This window comes from Gluconobacter sp. R75690 (assembly GCF_015244525.1).
GTDB classification, from domain to species: Bacteria; Pseudomonadota; Alphaproteobacteria; order Acetobacterales; family Acetobacteraceae; genus Gluconobacter; species Gluconobacter potus.
Genome location: NZ_JABCQB010000003.1, coordinates 52,070 through 71,968, shown reverse-complemented (window position 1 = coordinate 71,968; position 19,899 = coordinate 52,070). Strand labels below are relative to the sequence as shown.

The window sequence follows — 19,899 nt, the reverse complement described above, 5'->3', positions numbered from 1 at the left end:
TGAAATACGGACTGCGTGCAGTAGTGTCCGGCCACAAACGGAAAAAGGTCATCATGGACAGTAATCTGAAATGCCCGGTCTGCGGGTGCGAACACGTTTATCCGGATGGTGCGCTGTGGATGTGCCCGGAATGTGCGCATGAGTGGAACCCGGCCGAGACGGCAGCGCAAAGCGGCGAGGCTTCTGCTGAAATCCGCGATGCCAATGGCAATGTCCTGGCGGATGGCGACAGCGTGACGGTCATCAAGGATCTGAAGATCAAGGGCTCGTCCATGGTCGTCAAGGGCGGCACCAAGGTGAAGAACATCCGCCTTTCGGACGGTGGCGACGGCCATGACATCGCCTGCAAGATCCCCGGGATCGGCGCGATGAACCTCAAGTCCGAATTCGTCAGGAAGGCCTGACGGGCGACGGGGGCACAGCAATGTCCCCAAGGATCTGGTGGGCGGCTTTCAGCGCCGTATGCAGTTCGGCGTAGATATTGCCGTCCCCAAGAGCGGGGGTGATGTGGTGCCGGTCCATATCGGCGCGTAGATAGACGCTCACCCGCCCGAAGAGCAGCGCAATACCGCGCTGGTGCAGTTGCGTGATCAGGTCCCGCAGGTCGGCGGCGGCGGAATAATCGATGTCGGTGACGGGGCTCGCATCCAGCACGACACAGCGGACGGGATGGGGCGCATGCTCCACCAGATCCAGCAGATCCTGCCGAAAGCGCGTCGAATTGGCGTAGAACAGATCCGCGCAGAAACGGAAAACGATCAGCCCCGGCGCGCTTTCCAGCCCATCCTTTGCGGGCAGGGCTTCCAGAACGCCGGCGGTCGGGGATTGTTGCAGCACCATCGTATGCGGCTCGTAGCTGTGCCGGACATGCCGGAACAGCGAGAGGGCGATGGCAAGGAAAATGCCTTCCTCGACGCCAACCCCCACCACGACGGCGGCTGTCGAGACGGCCAGCCAGAATTCGCCCGGGCTTTCCTGCCGGATCGCGCGCAGGCTCTTCAGATCAATCATGCCGACCGCGACTGTAAAGACGATCCCCGCCAGAACGCAGCGGGGCAGGGCTTCGAGCGGGCGCGTGAGGAACAGCAGCACCATGAGCGTCACGCAGGCGAAGGTGACCTGCGCCAACTGCGTGCGGGCACCGGACCGCACGGCCATGGCCGTCTGGGTCGGGCTGCCATTGACGGTGAAGGTTCCGCTCAGTCCTGCCGCAACATTGGCCGCCGACAGACCCAGCAGATCGCGGTCCTCATCAACGGTTTCATGAAACCGCTCCCCGAAGACCCGTGACGTGGCCGCGCTCTGCGCGATGATGACGAATACGCAGGAACCCGCGACGGGCAGCAGGGCCAGTAGTTCGTTCCATGAAACGTCCGGCAGGCTGAAATGCGGCAACCCACCCGCGACATGCCCAAGGGTGGGAACGCCGTGATGGGGCAGGTTCAGCCCCATGCTCAGCGCGATGCTGCCGATGACCACGCAGAGGCCGGCGGGAAGATGCGGCGCAAGGCGCTGCCCGGTCATGAGAATGCCAACCGTCACCGCCGACAGCCCCGCGACCATGAGGCTCCCATGCGGGATCTGGCGAAAGGTCTCATAGGCCTGCACCAGCGGATTATGCGCACTGACCGACACACCCAGCATGTCATGCAGCATTGCGATGCAGACCTGCACGCCCACACCAGCCAGAAATCCCGTCAGCACGGTGCGGGACAGGAAATCCGCCAGAAACCCCAGCCGGAAAACCCGCGCCACCAGCAGAAGTGCCGCGCAGAGGAGTGCGGTCATGCTGACGAGCGCGATGTAATGCGCGCTTTCAGGGCGCGCCATCTTGCCGATCGCGCTTGAGAAAATGGCAGCCGTCGCGGAATCGGCAGCCACGACCAGATGCCGGGACGAACCGAACGCTGCAAAGGCCACAAGTGGCAGCAGGACCGTATAAAGCCCCGTGACCGCTGGCATGGCCGCGATGCGCGTATAGCCCAGAACCTGCGGAATATTCACCGAGGCAAGGGAAAGACCTGCGACAATATCCGTCCATCCGCGACGGGTTCCGGTGGGGTTCTGCTGTTCCGACATGATTTGTGTTCTAGGCCTTTGATCGCCGGATGTCTTCACAATGTCAGGGGGGTGGTTGGGTCCGGCCCGAAAATGCCTCATGATCTGGCAGCTCAAAGACGGATCTTTCGTCAGCGCAGTCAGAAGGAACAGGATCATGACCCAGAGAGTAGCGCTCATTACCGGTGGATCACGCGGTATCGGTGCGGCCATCGCGCTGAAGCTGGCGCAGGATGGCTTCGATATCGCCATCACTTACGCCCGCAATGAAAAAGCTGCGCAGAAAGTTGTTTCGGACATCGAGGCACTGGGCCGCAAAGCCGTCGCCGTTCAGGCCGATGGCGGCAGCACGGACGGCAATATCGCAGCCATCACGAAGACGCATGAAGCTTTTGGACGTCTGGATGCCCTCGTGTGCAACGCGGGCATCTACCCCTACGGCCCGATCGCCCAGATGACCGTCACGCAGATCGAGGATGTTTTGAACCTCAACCTGCGCGCTGCGATGGTCGAGACGGTTGAGGCCCTGAAATACATGAAGACGGGTGGTCGCCTGATCTATATCGGCTCCGCCTTCGGTGAGCGTGCGCCATTCCCGGGCATCTCGCTCTATGCGGCGACGAAGGCCGGTCTGATCGGCTTTACGAAGGGTGTGGCACGGGATCTCGGCCCGCAGGGCATCACGGCCAATGTCGTCGAGCCCGGCCCGATCGCAACGGACCTCAACCCCGAGGATGGCGCGGCCGCTGCCGTCATCCGCAAGTTCACGGCCACGGAATCCTACGGCAAGGTTAATGACATTGCCCGCACCGTGTCGTTCCTCGCCAGCCCGGATGCGTCCTACATCACGGGTGCCTCCATCCTGGTGGATGGCGGTCTCGTCGCCTGAGACCGAAAACGGCTCCCTCGATATGAGGGAGCCGTCGTTGCTTCAGAAGCTGGTGGAGAGCGAGCCCATCATCGAGAAGGGCGGCTGGATGTAATAGGATGGCGCGGAATCCGCCGAGATCTTGTTGCCATACACACCCGTCGTGGCCTTCGCATTTTCCGCGAAATAATAGACGCCACCCAGCTTGTACTGGCCGGTCAGGTTGGTGAAGTTCAGCTTGAAGACCGGCGACTGCGCGATGAAGAACTTCGGCAGGTGGTAGCCGAGCGCCAGCGAGTCCGAGAAGTAGGACGGCATTGTCTGGTCGTTCATGAACGTCGAATACTGCTTGTCCGTGTAACGGATGCTGGCATTCAGGAAGAACGGACCTTCCGTATAGGTCAGGCCGATGCTGCCCATGAATTTCGGCGTCATGATCGGCGTCTTGCCGCGCGTCTTCAGATAGTCGATCGACCCGTTATCGGCTGCAATCGGCAGATTGTTGTCCATCGTGGCGTGCAGGTATTCGAACGACAGATACGGCCGGAAGCGATGGAACAGCGGCTTGGTGGACAGCATCAGGTCCACGCCGCGGATTGTCTCGCCACCCGTATTGAGCGTCTCGCTGACCGGCACGTCATTGCTGTACGTGTTGAGCGACAGCAGGCGGTTGGTGACGTTGAAGTTGTAGACGCTGACATCCGCCAGGAAGATGTCACCCGTATAGCGGTATCCCAGCTCTTCCTTGATCGAATACTGCGGCTTCGCATTGGCCCCCGAGGTCGTCATGGCACCCGTGCTCGTGCTGTAGCGGGTGATCAGATTGACGGGTGAGGGCGCGCGGAAGTCGCCTTCGGCATTGATGTAGACCTGATGGTGCGGAGCAAAGTCCCACGACCAGGACATGCGCGGCATCGGGGAGACGAAGGTGTGGTTCGAGCTGCTTGCCGTGCTGGCCAGGAAGTCCTGACCCCGCAGGGTTTCGGACACGACCTTGATCCCGCCCGTCAGCGACATCTTGTGGTTCAGGAAGAACTGCGTGTCTTCCATGAAGCCGGAATTGAGGCTGTAGGAGCCGACATAGTTGGTCGAATAATAGATATTGCCGCTCGTGGTGCGGTAATAGGCGGCCGTATCCGTGTCCGAAGGCTGCGCCCCCGTGACCTGGTTCATGCGCGACAGGGGCGTCTTGAGGGAATAGGAATTCTCTTCGTGCCAGTAGCCGATCTGGCCGTCATTGTTCTCGCCATGCCAGTGCAGGCTGGCCACAACGCCGCCCTGCTGGTTCATGGACATGGAATTGGTCGAGACATCGGCGCGCGTGGCCGTGCTGATCTTGCCGTCGCCGTTCAGGTCAACCTTCTGCAGTGCCGTTCCCGCATAGGTATGGCCTTCCTGCAGACGCGAGGCACTGTTCAGCGTGATGGCCCCGCGCTGGTAATAGGGTGTGATGGTGACGCTGAAGAGATGGTTCAGCGCGAAGTTCATCGGCAGGGACGCGTAGAACTGGTCCTTGTCCGAGCCATGCACGCCGTAATAGCTGCTGGGGGAGAGCGGGTTGAAGGTCGCGGTATAGCTGATCGGGGTCGTGACCGGCAGCCCGTTCTTGTCCGCATAGAAATTCGCCATCGTCGGATAGCGGTTCTGGTAATAGAACGAGTGGTTATAGCCCACGAAGAGGTCGATCGAGCTGCGCTCGCCGATCTTCTTGGTCATCCGGAAATCCATGTGCTTGCGCTCGCTGGTGCCCGAACCGCGCCAGGCGTCCGAATGCATGTTCGAGAACGAGGCATAGCTCGTGATGCCGGAGTGGCCGATCTCGCCGCTGTCCAGCCGGATGAACTCGCGTGACGTGTTGAAGGAGCCGTAGCTTCCGGAGATGAAACCGCCGAATTTCTGCGATGGCGCGCGGGTGGTGATGCTCAGCGCACCGGCCGCGGCGGACGTCAGCGGATCTTCGACCGAGATCGAGCCCGGCGTCATGGATTCCGAGGCGATGTTGTTGCTGTCGATATAGTTCTGGATGAAGTTCGACGCGGCCGTCGAGGACCCGTTGGCGATCGGCATGCCGTTGAGCAGGAAACCGATGTCATTGTCATACAGGCCGCGGCTGCTGATGGAGCCACCTTCGTTTCCGGAAGGATCTGGCGTCGAAATATTGACGCTGGGCAGGTTCTTGATCAGGTCGAGCGGTGAGCTGGTCGGGCTCTGCATCTCGATATAGGCCTGCGTGACCGACTGGACCGAGCGCGCTGCCGTTTCCGCCCGCATCATGCCGCCACCGGGCGCCTGGCTGCGTTGTCCGAGAACGCTGATCGATTCCTGACTACCTTTCGATTCCGTCGCGGTGGGCGCGGCGTGATGTGCGGCCTTGCGGGCATGTCTGGTCTTCGTGGTGTCTTCGGCCCAGGCGGCATTGGCTGCAAGAACGGTTGCGCTGCTGAGGATCGTGGCAGCCGCCAGAATGGTTTTTCCTCGTCCGGCAAGAAAGGAGAACGCGGGCAGTCGGCAGGGACGCACGGGGTCTGACGGGGCGGGGATTGTGGAAGACATGTCTGGCGGGATCCTGAAAAAACTAACGCTACGATACCGTTATGAATCTGGAGCTGAAGATAAAGGAGATGATCATAAGAACATTCCGAAGAAATAATTGATAGTTTCATAGTCTGTCGTAAAGCAGGGATGTCCATTCCGGTCCGGAAATATGGGCGCGCCGGAATGTTCCTCCTTCAGAGCAGGCGCCTGGCCCCGAAAATCGCGCTCGCCGAGATCAGGGCGGTCAGGCCCAGATAGAACGCCGGGGCCTGTTCCGTACCGCTCCAGGACATCAGGGCCGCGTTCGTCAGCGGCGCGAGGCCGCCGAACAGGACGACGCCGAAGGAATAGCCGATTGTCAGGCCACGCCCGCGCAGGCGGTTCGGGAACAGAAGGCCGATGAAGCCGTCCAGAGCCGCGAAATAGAGCAGCCCGGTGACGTTGAACAGAAGCGGCATGACAAGGATACCCTCCGGCCATATCGAGACCAGCCGGAACATCGGCCAGGGCAGGCAGAACAGCAGGGCGCAGGACAGGAGCATCGGCGTAATGCTGCGGGTCCTGTCGAAATAATCTGCCAGCTTCCAGCGCAGGGGCGTGAACACGAGTTGCCCCCCATAGGTCAGGAGCGCCGACGCATAGGCCAGCCGGGCCGCGACATGGAAGTGCAGCCGGGCATAATGGGGCATGTAGATGCCCAGATAGGTGATGCCGCTTCCCAGCGCGACGGCGCCCATGACAGCGAGCGTGCGTAGCAGGTTCTCCCGCCTCAGGAACGGGGACGGGGCCGTGACTGTCGCAACGGGGGGCGAGGGGCGCGTCCGGATCAGCCTGAAGCGCAGGACCAGCGCCAGCAGCCCCGCCAGGGCGCCCAGACCCGCTGCGATCCGGAAGCCATAGCTGTCAAAACCCTGCGCGGGCAGCAGCAGGGTCAGGCCCAGTGTGACGATCGCGGCGGCAAGGGAGGCGACGATCTGTCCGATGGCCTGCCAGCTTGCGGCTCGTGCCTCATGGCCCGGCGCCTGTTCGATCAGGAAGGACGTGGCACTTCCAAACTCTCCCCCCAGTGAAAACCCGTGCAGCAGGCGCGCCGTGACGATCAGGAGCGGGGCAGCCATGCCGATGCTCTGATAGCCGGGCGTGAAGGTAATCAGCAGACTGCCGATCGCCATGAGCGCAATGCACAGGATCATCGTGAAGGTCCGGCCCCTGCGATCCGTACAGATCCCGAGCACGACGGCGCCGACAGGGCGTGCGAGCAGGGTGAAGCCGAAAGTCGCAAGGGTCAGCGCGATCTGGGAAAAGGCCAGTCCGGCAGGAAAGAAGGTCTGCCCGATGGAGCTTGAGAACGATGCGTAAATAACGAAATCGTAATATTCTATGATGTTGCCGAGAATGGAAGCAATGACAGGCAGCGTCATCCTGAAACGCGTGGAAGGCCTGCCATTCCCGTTCATGATGCTCCGGCTCCACCAGCACCCGCTCCACCCTGTCCTGATCCGCCCTGGCCTGATCCTGTCGGGCGGTCCCCGAGATTGCGCATGATGAACCGGATGAAGGAATGCAGCGTCGGCGCGCTGTAGCGTTCCTTGTGATAGAGCAGATAGATTGGCCGTGAGGGCAGCGTGTAATCGGGCAGGAGCGCCTGAAGCGTCCCGGCTTTCAGATCGTCCTGCACCAGATCGGTCGGCAGCATCGCGATGCCCAGCCCGCCCAGAGCCGCGCGTCGCATGGCCTGCGTGCTGTTGAACAGCCCACGCCGGCGCATTTCCACCGTCACGCGCCCTTTGGGGCTTTCGAAATGCCACTCATGCCGCGCCCAGTGCCAGGGCGATGACGACGTGTAGGCAAAGGCCAGCGCATCATGCGTCGCAAGCTGCTGGGGCACCAGAAGCTCTTCCCGGCGGTCGAGATACTCCGGGGACGCACACAGAGTCATGCGGTAATCCGTCAGCCGGCGGCACATGAGCGAGGACGGTTCAGGCACGCCCAGGCGGATGGCGATGTCGAACTTCTCATGCGTCAGATCCACGCTGCGTTCCGTCAGCACCAGATCAACATCCACGGACGGATTTTCGGCCAGATACCGCGCCAGACAGGGGGTGACGCTCTGGGTGCCGTAAGTGACAGGAGCCGTGACCCGCAGGGTGCCGGAGGGCAGGGTCTGCGCGGCCTGTGCCAGATGCTCGGTTTCATCCAGCAGTTTGAGAATGGACTGGCATTTCTCGAAATAGACGGCCCCGAACGCCGTGAGGCTCTGCCGGCGCGTAGTACGGCGCAGCAGGCTTGTGCCCAGACGTTCCTCCAGAAGGCGCACGTAATTGCCCACCATGGTGGGGGAAATGCCGCAGCGTTCTCCGGCAGCGGTCATGCTGCCGGTCTCGACGACCGCCATGAAGGTGGTCATGGCCTGAAAAACGTTCATTGCAAACCGCTGGTTGATAATGTTTCCATCATAGCAGCATTTATCGGGGCGATTGAAGGCCGTAACGATCCTGTTACGATGTTTTCCGTTCCGACCATGAAAGTATGTGCTGCATCATGCATTCCAGAGCATTTCCTGCATCCCGTCCATTGGCTCGCAACCGTCTTTTCAGCCGGCGCTGGGCCAGCCTGTGCGGAGTGTTCGGCATGATGGGACTGATGCAGACACTGGCGCTGGGCGGATGTGCGCAGACGGATCATGCGGCAGTCAGTCCGGCTCCGGTCGCGCAGCCCAGCACGGCCACGACCTCCATGGCCGCCACTGCCAACCCGCTGGCCTCACAGGCCGCGATGGATGTGATCCGCCGCGGCGGCAGCGCGGTCGATGCCGCCATCGCGGCGCAGATGGTGCTGGCCGTTGTCGAACCGCAGGCCTCGGGTCTGGGGGGCGGGTCCACGATCCTGTACTGGGACAAAGGCGCCGGAAAGCTCTCGTTCTATGACGGTCTGGCAGCCGCCCCTGCCATCGTTCCGCAGGATTACGCGCATGATGCGGACGGGCACGCCATTCCCCACGCTCTGTTGGAGCGCAGCGGGCGCGTCGTCGCCGTTCCGGGTACGCTGCGGACGCTGGAGCTTCTGCATAAACGTTACGGCAAGCTTCCCTGGGCCGACCTGTTTCAGGCTGCCATTGCTACGGCCCGCAATGGCTATGCGATGCCGGGCTATCTGCATCTCGTCCTGACGGAACGCCCGGAACTGGCGCAGAAAGCCAGCTTCAAAGCCTATTTCGACGCGGACGGTCATCCGCTGCCGAAAGGCACGATCCTGCACAATCCCGCACTGGCCGAGACGCTGACGCAGGTGGCCAAAAAGGGCGCGGACTATTTCTACGGCCCCACTTTCGCCCGGAAGATTTCCGCTGCCGTGGCGACAGGACCCTATCCGGGACACATCACGCCGAAGGATCTCGCATCCTATAAAGTTCGTGAGCGGGCGCCGCTCTGCGTCGAGGCGTTTGGCCGCCGCATCTGCTCCGCAGCACCTCCGGTCGCGGGTGGACTGTCCGTGCTCCAGCAGCTTGCGATCCTCGATCGCCTGAAGATCGGCCAGTATCGTCCCGGAAGCGTCGAGGCCGCGCATCTTCTGCTCGAAGCCTCGCGTCTGGCAGAAGCGGACCGCCGCAAATATGCCGCCGACCCCGACTACACGCCCGTTGCGACGGATGAACTGCTGAGCTCCGCCTATCTGGACGCGCGTGCAGCCCTGGTCTCCAAGGGGGAAGCGGTAGGGCAGGTCCGTCCGGGGGTGCTGAAGAACCGTCTGGCCAGCCTTCCAGCGTCCGACGCGCTGACGGTGCCCGCCACGACGCATCTTTCCATCCGTGACGCGGCCGGAGATGCACTGTCTTTCACCACGACCATCAATCTCAACTTCGGGGCGGATATCGTCGTGGACGGCGTCGTCCTCAATAACGCGATCACCAATTTCGCAACGCATCCTGTCGTGGACGGGCAGCCGGTCGCCAATATCGCAGCCCCCGGCAAGCGTCCCATCACGACGATGGCGCCGACCATCGTTTTTGGCGCGGATGGCCAGCCTGAAGTGATCGTCGGCGCTGGCGGTGGCGCGCGGATCATTGATTCCGTGGTGCAGACGCTGGTCGGCCATCTCGCCTGGGGCCAGAACATCCGCACGGCCATCGAACAGCCGCGTATCGGCGCGCAGAACCGCGCGGAAGAGCTGGAACATGGTACGTCAGCCGCGGAGCTGAAATCCGTGCTTGAGAGCATGGGTCATCATCCGCATCCTGCCGTGATGAATGCCGCCGTGCAGGCCATCACCATTGGTCCGGACGGCCTCACCGGCTGGGGCGATCCGCATCGCGACGGTGTTGCCCTCGGCCAGTAAGTCTTTGTCCCCTAACGATATCCTTCCCATCCGCTGGAGAGCCTCATGAAGTTTCCTGCCCGTCTTTTCCTGTGTGCCAGCGCACTGGGAACGCTCGCCGCCTGCGCCACGCCACACCCCGCACCGGAACAGCAGGTCGCAGTAGTCGAGCCGGACCGTCCGCATGGCGATGGTGGCGTCAGCGCCTTCTATCAGCCGCCGGCGCAGCTTCCGTCCGGGCCGGGCAACATGATCCGCACCGAGGAAATCCAGGGCAAGCACCTGCCGGACAATGCCGGTCTGGCTGTCCGCACGCTTTACACATCCGTCAGCGGTGTCGGCGACCCCGCGCCGGTGGCCGTCTCCGGGCAGATCATCTTCCCGAAGGGTACGCCGCCGAAGGGTGGCTGGCCGATCGTGGCCTGGGAACATGGCACGACCGGCATTGCCGACATCTGCGCTCCGTCATGGCGCGGTTATTTCTCGCGGGACCGGGCCTATCTGGACCGTTGGCTGGCCGCAGGCTTTGCTGTGGTCGCCAGTGACTATCAGGGGCTGGGAACGCCGGGACCGCACCCGTATCTGATGTATCGCCCCGAAGGCTACAGCGTCCTGAACGGGCTGCGCGCCTCGCTTCAGCAGTACAAGGGCACGCTGCGCAACCAGATCGTCCTTGTGGGGCAGTCGCAGGGAGGAGGAGCCGCTCTCGGAACCGGCTGGCTCGCCCCGCAATATGCGCCGGACCTGCATGTTCTGGGCACGGTGGCGACGGGCGTCGTGATCGCGTTCCATGTTCCGGCGAACACGGCCCACCCGCAGATCACGCGTGACAATCCGGAATCCCCGCACATGTCGGCGTCCTACGGCATCCTGACAGTTGAAGGTTCCATGACCAGCCTGCATCCGGAGGCGGATGTGCGGCAGTTCATGACGGAGAAGGGAAAAGACCTCTCCCATCAGGCGCGCCAGTCCTGCCTGGGTGATCTGTTCAAATACACCAATGCCCATGACATGACGGAAGAGAACGTCTTCACCGGCGACCGCTCACCGCTGGAACAGGGCTTCGATACGGCCTTCACCATCCCGGATGCGCATCTGAAAATGCCGGTCTTCGTGGGGACGGGGCTCGCAGATGACGAGGCCGGCGTGTCCCAGCAATATGACGCGGTTGCTGCGATGTGCGACGCCGGAACGCCCGTGACCTGGAAGCAGTATCCGGGCCTGACCCATAACGGCGCGGTCAATGTTTCGGCTGATGATTCCGTGCCCTTCGCGCTCAGCCTGCTCAAGGGCGTCAAACCGCGCGGCAACTGCCGGACCATCAAGCCGATCTCCAAGCTGGAAAAGCCGCTCGCCGGTGTCCGCTGGAACAACTGATCCGGCGCTGTTGCGGCAGGCATGAAAAAACCCGGGAAAGGCGAGGCCTCTCCCGGGTTTTTTCTGTCCCGCGGTATCCCGTGAAGGAACGCCGCGGAGCCTGAAGGATCAGGCGAACTGCGCGGCGGTCTCGACTTCGCGGTCTGCGAGATACGGGCCGGCGGCGCGGATCTCGATGGAGAGCAGGGCAAGGCTGTCCTGATCGCGCTCACCGAGCGTCAGCAGGCCATTGCCGGCCGTCCAGCGGCAGGTGGCGTCGTCAGCAACCTGCCAGCCATCCAGATCGGCCTGCGTCAGATGCGACGTGATGGAGCGCGTAGCGCGGGAGTCGTACAGGACGACATCGCCGACCAGAACGCCCAGTTCACGACGGTCGTCAACGAACGGTCCAACCGTCTCGGACGGACGGGCCGTGCGGGAGACGACGCGGACTGCGCTCACTTCGGCAGGGATCATGAAGATCGCCCGGCCAGCAGCCTCACGGCTCTGGTGGATGACCGTGCCGTTATCCGCCACGAGATGCAGGTCTGCATCCTGGGTCAGTTCGGCAGCAGCCTCATGGCTTTCCAGACCGGCAGCGATGGCGCGGTCCGCGATCTGGCGGAACATCGGCTCCACCGTTGCGCGGTCCACGGTCAGGGCTGCGGCAGCGTCCTGTTCCCAGCTCTTCTGACGACCACCGAGGCTTGCGACTTCACCGTGCTGGGTGAAGCTGCGACGGTTGCCGGTGTCGAGATAGCTCTCGGTCAGCATACCGTCCGCCATGATGACGGAGTGGTTTTCCGTCTCGATGTGGAAGTAGTCATAGACGCTGATGGAGCGGTCGTAGAACACCGAGCGGCCGTTGACGAGCATGCGGGTCGGGACGAAACGGCCATCGATGAAGAGGCAGTGTTCCGGCGTAACCAGCAGGTCCCTGTTCGGCACGTTCGCGGCAATCGCATCCTTGAGGATACGCACCGGATGACCGGAGAGATCAGCCGAGGCGCCACCCTGTGCACGGACGCGCTTGCTGCCAACCCAGGTGACCTTGCGGCTGACGGGGCTGCCATCGACCCAGGCCGTAACCGCGTCGCCGATGCGCAGGTCTTCGACGGCCGCGGTGCCGGAAGGCGTCGTGATCATCGTGCCCGGCAGGAAGCAGATCTCGCTGCCCTTGGCGAGTGTGACAACCGTGCTGCCGTCACCGTCTTTAGTCAGCTCGGCATGGTAGTCGGAGTAATCGCCTTCGAGATCGATGGTGTAGCTCGCATCGCCTTCCGTGACGACGAGGGTGTCACCATTGATGGCGGCCTTGGCCACGCCGGCATACTGCAGGCTGTCGATGTCGATATGACCGCCGACTGCAAGGACCGTCTCGTCGATCTCGCCACCGGCATCCACCGTCAGCCAGGCACCTGAAGCAACGGTGGTTTCGTCGGCCACGCCGCCGGACAGAACCGTCTCGAAAGCGCTCTGCTGCAGCGTGGTGTGATCGGTGCGACCCGCATCATACTGGATGGACCCGCTGCCGACCGTCGTCTCGCTCGCCGTGCCGCCTGCGCTGATGGACTGCTGGCTTCCGCCCTTCACCGTGGCGCTGACGGAGGCGCCATACACGTAGTCCATGCCCTGCTGGTCAAGAATGGTACCGACGGCGGTGCCGCCTGCGCTGACCGTCTCATGCGCATGACGCGTGACGGTGCTGCCGCTGGTGTAACCGCCGGACAGGACGTTGATCTTGCCAAGCGTGGTGGCGCTGTCACCAAAGGCCGAGCCTGCGACCGTGTCCTGACCGCGGATGATGGTCGCGCCGTTCTCGACGCCGCCGGCCTGAACCGTCTCGTAAGCCTGACTGCCGCTGAGCAGCGTGCCGACCGTCGAGCCGCCGGACTGGACGGTGATGTTGCCCTTGGTTTCGGTCGTGCCGCTGGCAAAGCCGCCGTTTGCGACCGTCATGGAGCCACCCGTGATGGTGGTGCCTTCCGCAATGCCCGAATCAAGGAGCGTTCCGCCGCTGACAGCCGTGTTGATGGCCTGGCCGCTGGCGCTGACGACTTCGCTGCCGCTGACCAGGTTCGTGTTGACGCTGCGGCCACCGGCCTCGACCGTTTCCGTCCCGCCGGTCACGCTGGCATTGTAGCTCTTGCCGTCGGACAGGACATCGAGCACGCTGCCCGTGTTGACGGTTTCGCTGGCGCCCGTGCCGCTGGAACTGATCTTCTCGACGCCACCACTGTTGATGGTGGTGTCGAAGGACATGCCATACTGGCCGACGACTTCGGTGCCGCCTGCGTTCAGGACGGTGTTCTGCGAGATCCCGTTGTCGTACTGGACCGCGCCGGTGGACAGTGTTGCATGGTCGGCCAGGCCGTCGGCGTTGACGATCTGGAGGCTGTTGGTGGACAGCGTGGCGTCCTGCGACGTTCCGTCCACATAGTCCATGGCCTGATAGGACAGGGTCGTGCCGGAAGCGACGGCGCCTGCGCTGACATATTCATGGCCATGGGTGCTGACGGTCGTGTTGGCGGCGGTTGCGCCGGACGCGATATGCAGTTCGCCGACGCCGGAGACGACGTCGTTGAGGGCCGTGCCGGACAGCCATTCCTTGGCGCCGTTGGCGATCGTGGATGCGGAATCCACGGCGCCCGAAGCGACGCTCTGGAACGCGGCGCGGCCGCTGATGACGGCCCCGCTCGTCACGCCGCCGGAGTCGACGACCGACCACCCGCTGGTGTTCTGCGTGCCGACCGCGACGCCACCAGCCTCGACGGTCAGGGTGCCACCACTGATCGTGGTGCCGAGCGCCGAACCCGCGTCATACAGATTGCCGCCGGAAAGGGTCGTGCCGCTGGCGACGCCATGGGCATAAACCTGCTCGTAGGCACCGGTATTGACGGTCTCGTTGACGGACTTGCCGCTCAGCACAACGTCGAAGCCGCCGCTGTTGGCGACCGTGTTGTAGGACGAGCCGCCCTTGCCGGTCGTGTCGCCAGAGTCGCTGTACTCGACCATGCCGCCGCCATTGTTGATGACGGTGTTGGTCATCGTGCCGCCGTCGACATAGACCGCATAGTTGCCCTGCGAGTTTACGGTGACGTCGGTGGCCGAGCCTGTACCTTGGACCGTCATGCCGCCGTCGTTGAGGACAACGCCCGAGGCGCTCGCGCCATTCAGGACGATGAACTGGTCATGGAAAACGGTCGTATCTACCGCGGAACCGCCGCTGCGGACGATGACGGACTGGTTCTGGTCCTCGGTTCCGGCCGCACCGGAAATGGAGGTGGCGGAAATCATGCCTCCGTCGAGAACGTCAACCGAACCGCCATCCAGAACGGTGGTCGAAACCGCGCTTCCGCCGGAAGACACGATCAGGATGTCGCCACTGGAAACGGTTGATCCATTGACTGACTTGCCAGATGTAACTGTCTGTTCACTCATGAAATGTACGCCACGAAAGTGGTTAATAGTTTGTTAACTATGCACTCCATGAAAAAATTAACAATCGATTTTTGGCTTTTCTAACAAAACGTGACTGGTCGGGACATCTTTTGACGGATTTGTGGGAACGCCCGGCGCATGGTTTCATGACCGCGATCGCCCCTGCATGGCGGGAAAAGAGGAACAGGGTTCATGGCCGCATCCGTCACGATTTATGGAATTTCCAACTGCGACACGATGCGCAAGGCGCGCATATGGCTGGGCGAGCACAAGGTCGCGTTCACCTTCCACGACTATCGCAGGGACGGTGTGGATCGCTCACGTCTCGAAGGCTGGGTGGTCCGGCTGGGCTGGGAGAAACTGCTGAACCGTTCGGGAACGACGTTCCGCAAGCTGGCGCCGGAACTTCGGGAGGGCCTCGATGCGGAGCGGGCCATTGCGCTCATGCTGGAACATCCGGCCATGATCCGGCGTCCGGTGCTGGAAGGTCCGGGACTTCTTCTGGTCGGATTCCGCTCCGAGGACTACGCGTCGGGCCTGTCAGGCTTCAGCGCTCAAGACCCAGCGCCCTGATCTTGCGGTGTAGCGTGGCGCGGCTCACGCCCAGAAGACGCGCGGCAGCACTGACATTGCCGTGGACCGTCGCCAGCGCGGAGTGAATGACCTGCGTCTCGGCCCGGCGGAAACTTGGCTCTTCCTGCGCATCGAGCAGGGGCAGCAGGGCCGGAAGGTTCGACAGTTCACCTTCGGGCCAGTTCATGTGCCGGCGGCTGGCATGTGTCGCACCCCGGACATGACCGTCACGGTCGAGAGCGACCAGCATCGACGAGGATGACGTGGACGGCCCAAGGGTCACGATCATGTCCTGCCCGAAGCGGTCATGGAACAGTTTTTCCTCCACGCGCCGGGCGGTCGTCAGGAGGGCGTCCATCAGCAGCGGTGCGGCCGGCAGGACGTTTTCAGCCGTGAACGAACTGATATCCATCGCGCCTGCCAGTTCCCCGATGGAATTATAGACTGGCACGGCCATGCCCGTGAGCTTGCGGAAGCATAGCCGCCAGTGCTGGTCATGCACGACCATGACCGGACGTTCTTCGCGCAGGCAGGTGCCGATGGCATTGGTCCCGGCATTCTGCTCATCCCATACTGCCCCCGCCTGGAAGCGCCAGCGCCGGCAGCCGCTGAGCTGGCTGCGCTGCGTATGGCGGGAGAGGACGATGCCCGTGGGGTCGGCCAGCATCACCGTAAAGTCCAGCGGATCCACCAGCCGGTGCAGATGCTGCATTTCGGGTATCGCGCTCTGGATCAGGCGCTGCGTGCGGCCGCTGACGAAGCGCAGTTCCGGCTGGCTGAGGACCTGTGTTTCCCAGCGTTCGGACGGATCCAGATTGTAGTTCGTGGAGCATCTTGCCCATGAATCGGACAGGCAGGTGCGGGATGTGGTGGTGCTCATCGCGCCCCCCAGGCCGCGACATAAGACACCGGGTGCCGAAAACCTGTCGCAGTTTTGCGACAGGTGCAGCGCGGAAGGTCACAATCGGGTGAGGGTTCAACGATGTGGGATAGCCCGCGGCGAACGGAATCAGGAATGACGGATCCCGGAAAAGGTGAAACGTTGTGTGTCAGGTGGTTTTTTTCGCAAGCCATCGGTAACGCAGCGCTCCTTGTCTTTTCCGGTTCAGTGCTGTGGGTCGGAAGGGAAGCAGGCATGAAGCCGGAGCTTTTGCAAGCGCCGGTCACTGTCCTTCCTGACGTACGAACAGGGCTGACCCGTCCGCCACAGCCATGACGGAACGCCAACGGTATCGCGTTCCGCCGATGATCAGGAAAGACAAATCATTTCAGAGAGAATGGTTTTCGTTTTTCGCAAGAACGAGGTGTCATGTCTGCTTCACTCCAGAGGGTAATGTCTCCATTAACCTCTATCCTGCTCGCGCTTGTCGGGCTTTTCCTGCTGGGAGGGGGGGGATATCTCCTCATTCTCGGCGGTTCGTGGTTCTACGCCCTTGCGGGCCTCGTGATGCTTGCCGCGGCGGGCATCAGCTTCAGGAATCCGCTGCTGGGCGCGCGTCTGTACGCAGCGCTTCTGCTGGTGGCGACCATCTGGTCCGTTCTTGAAGTCGGCTTCGACATCTGGGGCCTGGAAGTCCGTCTGTTCACGCTCGTCGGCATCGCGGCCTGGATGCTGCTGCCATGGGTGTGGCGCACCGGTCATAACTGGGTTTCGGACAAGCGCGAACTGCTCGGTTCCGCCGCCCTCGCGATGGTTGCGATCATCGCAAGCTGCTTCACGTCCTACTCCATCAACGGCACGCTTCCCGCAGACCGCATGGCGGCTACGGGTCAGTCCGACCTGACGGCCAAGGACACCCCGGAAGCCGACTGGCCGGCCTATGGCCGCACGGTGGGCGGTGACCGCTACAGCCCGCTGGCACAGATCACGCCGGCGAATGTCAGCAACCTCAAGCGTGCCTGGGTCACCCGTACGGGTGACGTCCAGAAGGCTGACGAAGGTGTGGTTGCCGGACCGGATCAGGGCCACGAGTTCAACCTCGAGGTCACCCCGATCAAGGTCGATGACACGCTCTATCTCTGCACGCCGCACAACTGGGTCATGGCGCTCGATGCCCGGACCGGCAAGGTGAAGTGGAAGTTCGATCCCAAGCCGGCTGCTGCCGATCTGGCCGCGAACGTCTATCTGGCCTGCCGTGGCGTGTCCTATTACAAGGCGCCGGACGACTATCAGGCTCCGGACGGGTCCAAGGCCTGCCAGAAGCGCATCTTCTCCCCGGTCGGCGACGTGCGCCTGCTGGCTGTCGATGCCGAAACCGGCAAGCCCTGCGAAGATTTCGGCGAGCACGGCTTCATCTCCCTGCGCCAGTATCTCGGTCATGTTCCGCATGGCTTCCACTTCGTGACGTCGCCGCCGCTGGTGGTGAAGGATCGTGTGGTTCTGGGCGGCTGGATCTTCGACAACCAGGCGAATTTCGAGCCGTCCGGTGCAATCCGTGCGTTCAACCCGATTACGGGCGAGATCGAATGGGCCTGGGACGCCGGTCACAACCCGGAAAACTGGAAGCCCGGCCCGAATGACGAGCTGACGCGTGACACGCCAAATGCCTGGGGTGTTTACACAGCCGATCCGGATCTGGGTCTGCTCTATCTGCCGATGGGCAATTCCCCGCCGGACAACTGGGGTGGCTCGCGCCGTCCGTTCGACGATGCAACCTCCAGCGCCACGATCGCTCTTGATATCGAGACGGGTGAGCGCCGCTGGACCTTCCAGACCGTGCATCACGATCTGTGGGACATGGATCTGGCCATCGGACCGTCCATGGTCGATCTGCCGGGCCCGAATGGCGAGAACATCCCTGCTCTGATCCAGAGCACGAAGCGCGGTGAGTTCTTCGTTCTGGACCGTCGCACCGGCAAGCCGGTTCCGGGTTACCCGGTTGAGGAACGTCCGGTTCCGACCGCAGGCGTTGCAGCGGATGACCATGTTTCTCCGACACAGCCTTTCGCTGTCGGTCTGCCGTCCCTGACGCCGCCGGACCTCAAGGAAAGCGACATGTGGGGCGCGACGCTGCTGGATCAGATGATCTGCCGTATCCAGTTCCGTCAGTCCGCTTACGAAGGTCAGTTCACCCCGCCGCATGTTGGCAAGACGACGATCGTCTATCCGGCATTCTATGGTGTGGTTGACTGGCAGGGTGCCTCCATCGATCCGCAGCGCAAACTGCTGATCGCCAATGCGAGCTACCTGCCGTTCCGCATCCGTCTGGAGCATCGCCAGAAGGCCGAAAACGCCGGCATCCTGCCGAAGTGGAACGGCCAGGGCGACAAGCCGGAAGCCAAGGGCGACGCCCTGAGCGTGTCCCCGGATTACGGCACGCCGTACATCGCCTACACCAGCCCGTGGCTGAACCCGCTCGAGATCCCCTGCAAGGGGCCGGTCTGGGGCACGATCACGGCCATCGATCTGGTGACGAAGAAGATCGTCTGGCAGCACCCCGTCGGCACCACGCGCGACACGGGTCCTTTCCGGACGCATAACAACCTTCCGCTTCCGACCGGTATGTACAACATCGGCGGCAGCGTCCTGACCAAGGGCGGCGTTTCCTTCATGGGTGCGACGGCCGACGATTACCTGCGCGGTTTCGACATGTCGAACGGCAAGGTCATCTGGCAGGACCGTCTTCCCGCAGGCGGACAGGCCACGCCGATGTCCTATCAAATTGACGGGAAGCAGTATGTTGTGATCGCCGCCGGCGGTCATGGGGGCCTTGGCACCCGCAGCGGTGATTATATCATCGCCTATACCCTGAACGGAGAACAGGGCGCAGCCGCGCACTGATCGCCGGATCATGGATGGAGCGTGCCCCCTGAGGGCACGCTCCACACCCCCCAATTAATTTCTATGGAAATTCACGTCATGCGTCGCAAATTCACGCTCGGAGTGCGCCTTGGTGCCCTGGCAGCCTGCATGCCTGCTGTTGCCCTTATTCCGGGCGTTGCCGCGCATGCCGCCGATATCCCCCTGGCCATCATCGGACCGCACGAATACGACCTTCCGGTGGACTTCAAGCCGTTCAACGTGGTCGTGCAGTATGGTGACGGAAACGCCGCCGGTTCGGTCTATGACAGTGGCGGCCAGCGCCGGGCGCGGGGCGGCAGTCATACCTGGAGCGGCATGACGAAATACGTGCATTTCCGCAGTTTCGACGCGATCCCACATGTCAGCTTCGCCTTCGAGCTGATCCAGTCCGAGGCCTACACACTCGCTAACGGACAGAACTGGGGCGGTCTGGGCACGACGATTGTCGGACCGGCGGCCTGGTTCAAGCCCAACAAGCACAGCACGCTCGGCATCCAGACCTTCATGGAAACCCCGTCGGGGACGCGGGATTCCTTGGCGTCTCATTACTGGGCCAACCTGTCGAGCATCATCTTCGATTACGAATGGAAGCACTTCAGCTTCGATGGCGATCTTGGCAGCGTCGTGAGTTCGACCAAACACCGTAACGGCGAGCATAGCTATTCAGCCGGCAACGTGTTCTACACGAACCTGCGTTTCAGCTGGAAAGCCTCGTCACGCTTTGAGCCATTCTTCTCGCTCGACTGGCAGAACAGCGGCGGCATGCATGACAACACGTCCAACCTCTGGGTCGCCAATTCAAGCAGCCGCGAAACCGCGCTGGGTGTCGGTGCGATGATCTACGTCACCAAGCGTCTGTCGATCACGCCACGCTATTCCCATTCCGTCGAAGGCCGCAACGTGGCGGAAACGAACGCCTATTATATGAAGATCGCCTATCTGTTCTGAGACC

The 19,899-nt window shown here is 62.5% G+C and carries 13 protein-coding genes; 7 read left to right on the top strand and 6 right to left on the bottom strand.

Translation table 11 applies throughout. The features are described 5' to 3' along the window. The first annotated feature begins 53 nt into the window (after nt 1–53). A complete protein-coding gene (locus HKD27_RS04340) occupies nt 54–404 on the top strand; it encodes a zinc ribbon domain-containing protein YjdM (RefSeq protein ID WP_062497821.1) in 351 nt (116 codons plus the stop codon). Here HKD27_RS04340 and HKD27_RS04335 read toward each other — a convergent pair. Further along, complete coding sequence (locus HKD27_RS04335) at nt 391–2,079, bottom strand: SulP family inorganic anion transporter (RefSeq protein ID WP_228518337.1); 1,689 nt, start codon at nt 2,077–2,079, stop codon at nt 391–393. The genes HKD27_RS04340 and HKD27_RS04335 overlap by 14 nt on opposite strands. A gap of 136 nt (nt 2,080–2,215) precedes the next feature. On the opposite strand from HKD27_RS04335, the gene HKD27_RS04330 reads away from it, so the two are divergent. Further along, on the top strand, nt 2,216–2,947 hold the full coding sequence (locus HKD27_RS04330) for an SDR family NAD(P)-dependent oxidoreductase (protein ID WP_194688748.1): 732 nt from the start codon (nt 2,216–2,218) through the stop codon (nt 2,945–2,947). A 42-nt stretch (nt 2,948–2,989) separates the two neighbouring features. Here the strand turns inward: HKD27_RS04330 and HKD27_RS04325 are convergent, their stop codons facing one another. The 3 genes from HKD27_RS04325 to HKD27_RS04315 all read right to left on the bottom strand — a co-directional run bounded on the left by HKD27_RS04325 (nt 2,990) and on the right by HKD27_RS04315 (nt 7,868). Next, nucleotides 2,990–5,479: a TonB-dependent receptor gene (locus HKD27_RS04325; RefSeq protein WP_194688749.1), complete on the bottom strand. Its 2,490-nt coding sequence runs from the start codon at nt 5,477–5,479 to the stop codon at nt 2,990–2,992. 176 nt (nt 5,480–5,655) lie between these two features. Beyond that, nucleotides 5,656–6,918, bottom strand: coding sequence for an MFS transporter (locus tag HKD27_RS04320; protein WP_194688750.1), 1,263 nt, complete (start codon nt 6,916–6,918; stop codon nt 5,656–5,658). Continuing rightward, nucleotides 6,915–7,868 (bottom strand): LysR family transcriptional regulator, encoded by a 954-nt coding sequence (locus tag HKD27_RS04315; protein WP_231748098.1) that lies wholly within the window; start codon nt 7,866–7,868, stop codon nt 6,915–6,917. The genes HKD27_RS04320 and HKD27_RS04315 overlap by 4 nt, the downstream gene beginning before the upstream one ends. 224 nt (nt 7,869–8,092) lie before the next feature. Here HKD27_RS04315 and ggt point away from each other — a divergent pair, with 224 nt between their 5' ends. Continuing rightward, complete coding sequence (ggt, locus tag HKD27_RS04310) at nt 8,093–9,796, top strand: gamma-glutamyltransferase (protein ID WP_194688752.1); 1,704 nt, start codon at nt 8,093–8,095, stop codon at nt 9,794–9,796. A 45-nt stretch (nt 9,797–9,841) separates the two neighbouring features. Continuing rightward, complete coding sequence (locus HKD27_RS04305) at nt 9,842–11,152, top strand: lipase family protein (protein WP_194688753.1); 1,311 nt, start codon at nt 9,842–9,844, stop codon at nt 11,150–11,152. Nucleotides 11,153–11,260: 108 nt separating this feature from the next. On the opposite strand, the gene HKD27_RS04300 is transcribed toward HKD27_RS04305, so the two are convergent. Then, nucleotides 11,261–14,572 (bottom strand): Hint domain-containing protein, encoded by a 3,312-nt coding sequence (locus HKD27_RS04300; protein WP_194688754.1) that lies wholly within the window; start codon nt 14,570–14,572, stop codon nt 11,261–11,263. Between the two features lie 192 nt (nt 14,573–14,764). Here HKD27_RS04300 and HKD27_RS04295 point away from each other — a divergent pair, with 192 nt between their 5' ends. Beyond that, nucleotides 14,765–15,145, top strand: a complete 381-nt coding sequence (locus tag HKD27_RS04295) for an ArsC family reductase (RefSeq protein ID WP_194688755.1) — start codon at nt 14,765–14,767, stop codon at nt 15,143–15,145. Here HKD27_RS04295 and HKD27_RS04290 read toward each other — a convergent pair. Then, entirely contained in the window at nt 15,120–16,025 is a 906-nt protein-coding gene (locus HKD27_RS04290; RefSeq protein ID WP_062497766.1) for a helix-turn-helix domain-containing protein, read from the bottom strand. The genes HKD27_RS04295 and HKD27_RS04290 overlap by 26 nt on opposite strands. A 429-nt stretch (nt 16,026–16,454) precedes the next feature. On the opposite strand from HKD27_RS04290, the gene HKD27_RS04285 reads away from it, so the two are divergent. Next, the gene (locus HKD27_RS04285; RefSeq protein WP_194688756.1) at nt 16,455–18,926 is read left to right on the top strand and encodes a membrane-bound PQQ-dependent dehydrogenase, glucose/quinate/shikimate family; all 2,472 of its coding nucleotides are present in this window, start codon (nt 16,455–16,457) and stop codon (nt 18,924–18,926) included. 78 nt (nt 18,927–19,004) lie between these two features. Then, nucleotides 19,005–19,895, top strand: a complete 891-nt coding sequence (locus HKD27_RS04280) for a transporter (protein WP_062497823.1) — start codon at nt 19,005–19,007, stop codon at nt 19,893–19,895. Nucleotides 19,896–19,899: the final 4 nt, after the last annotated feature.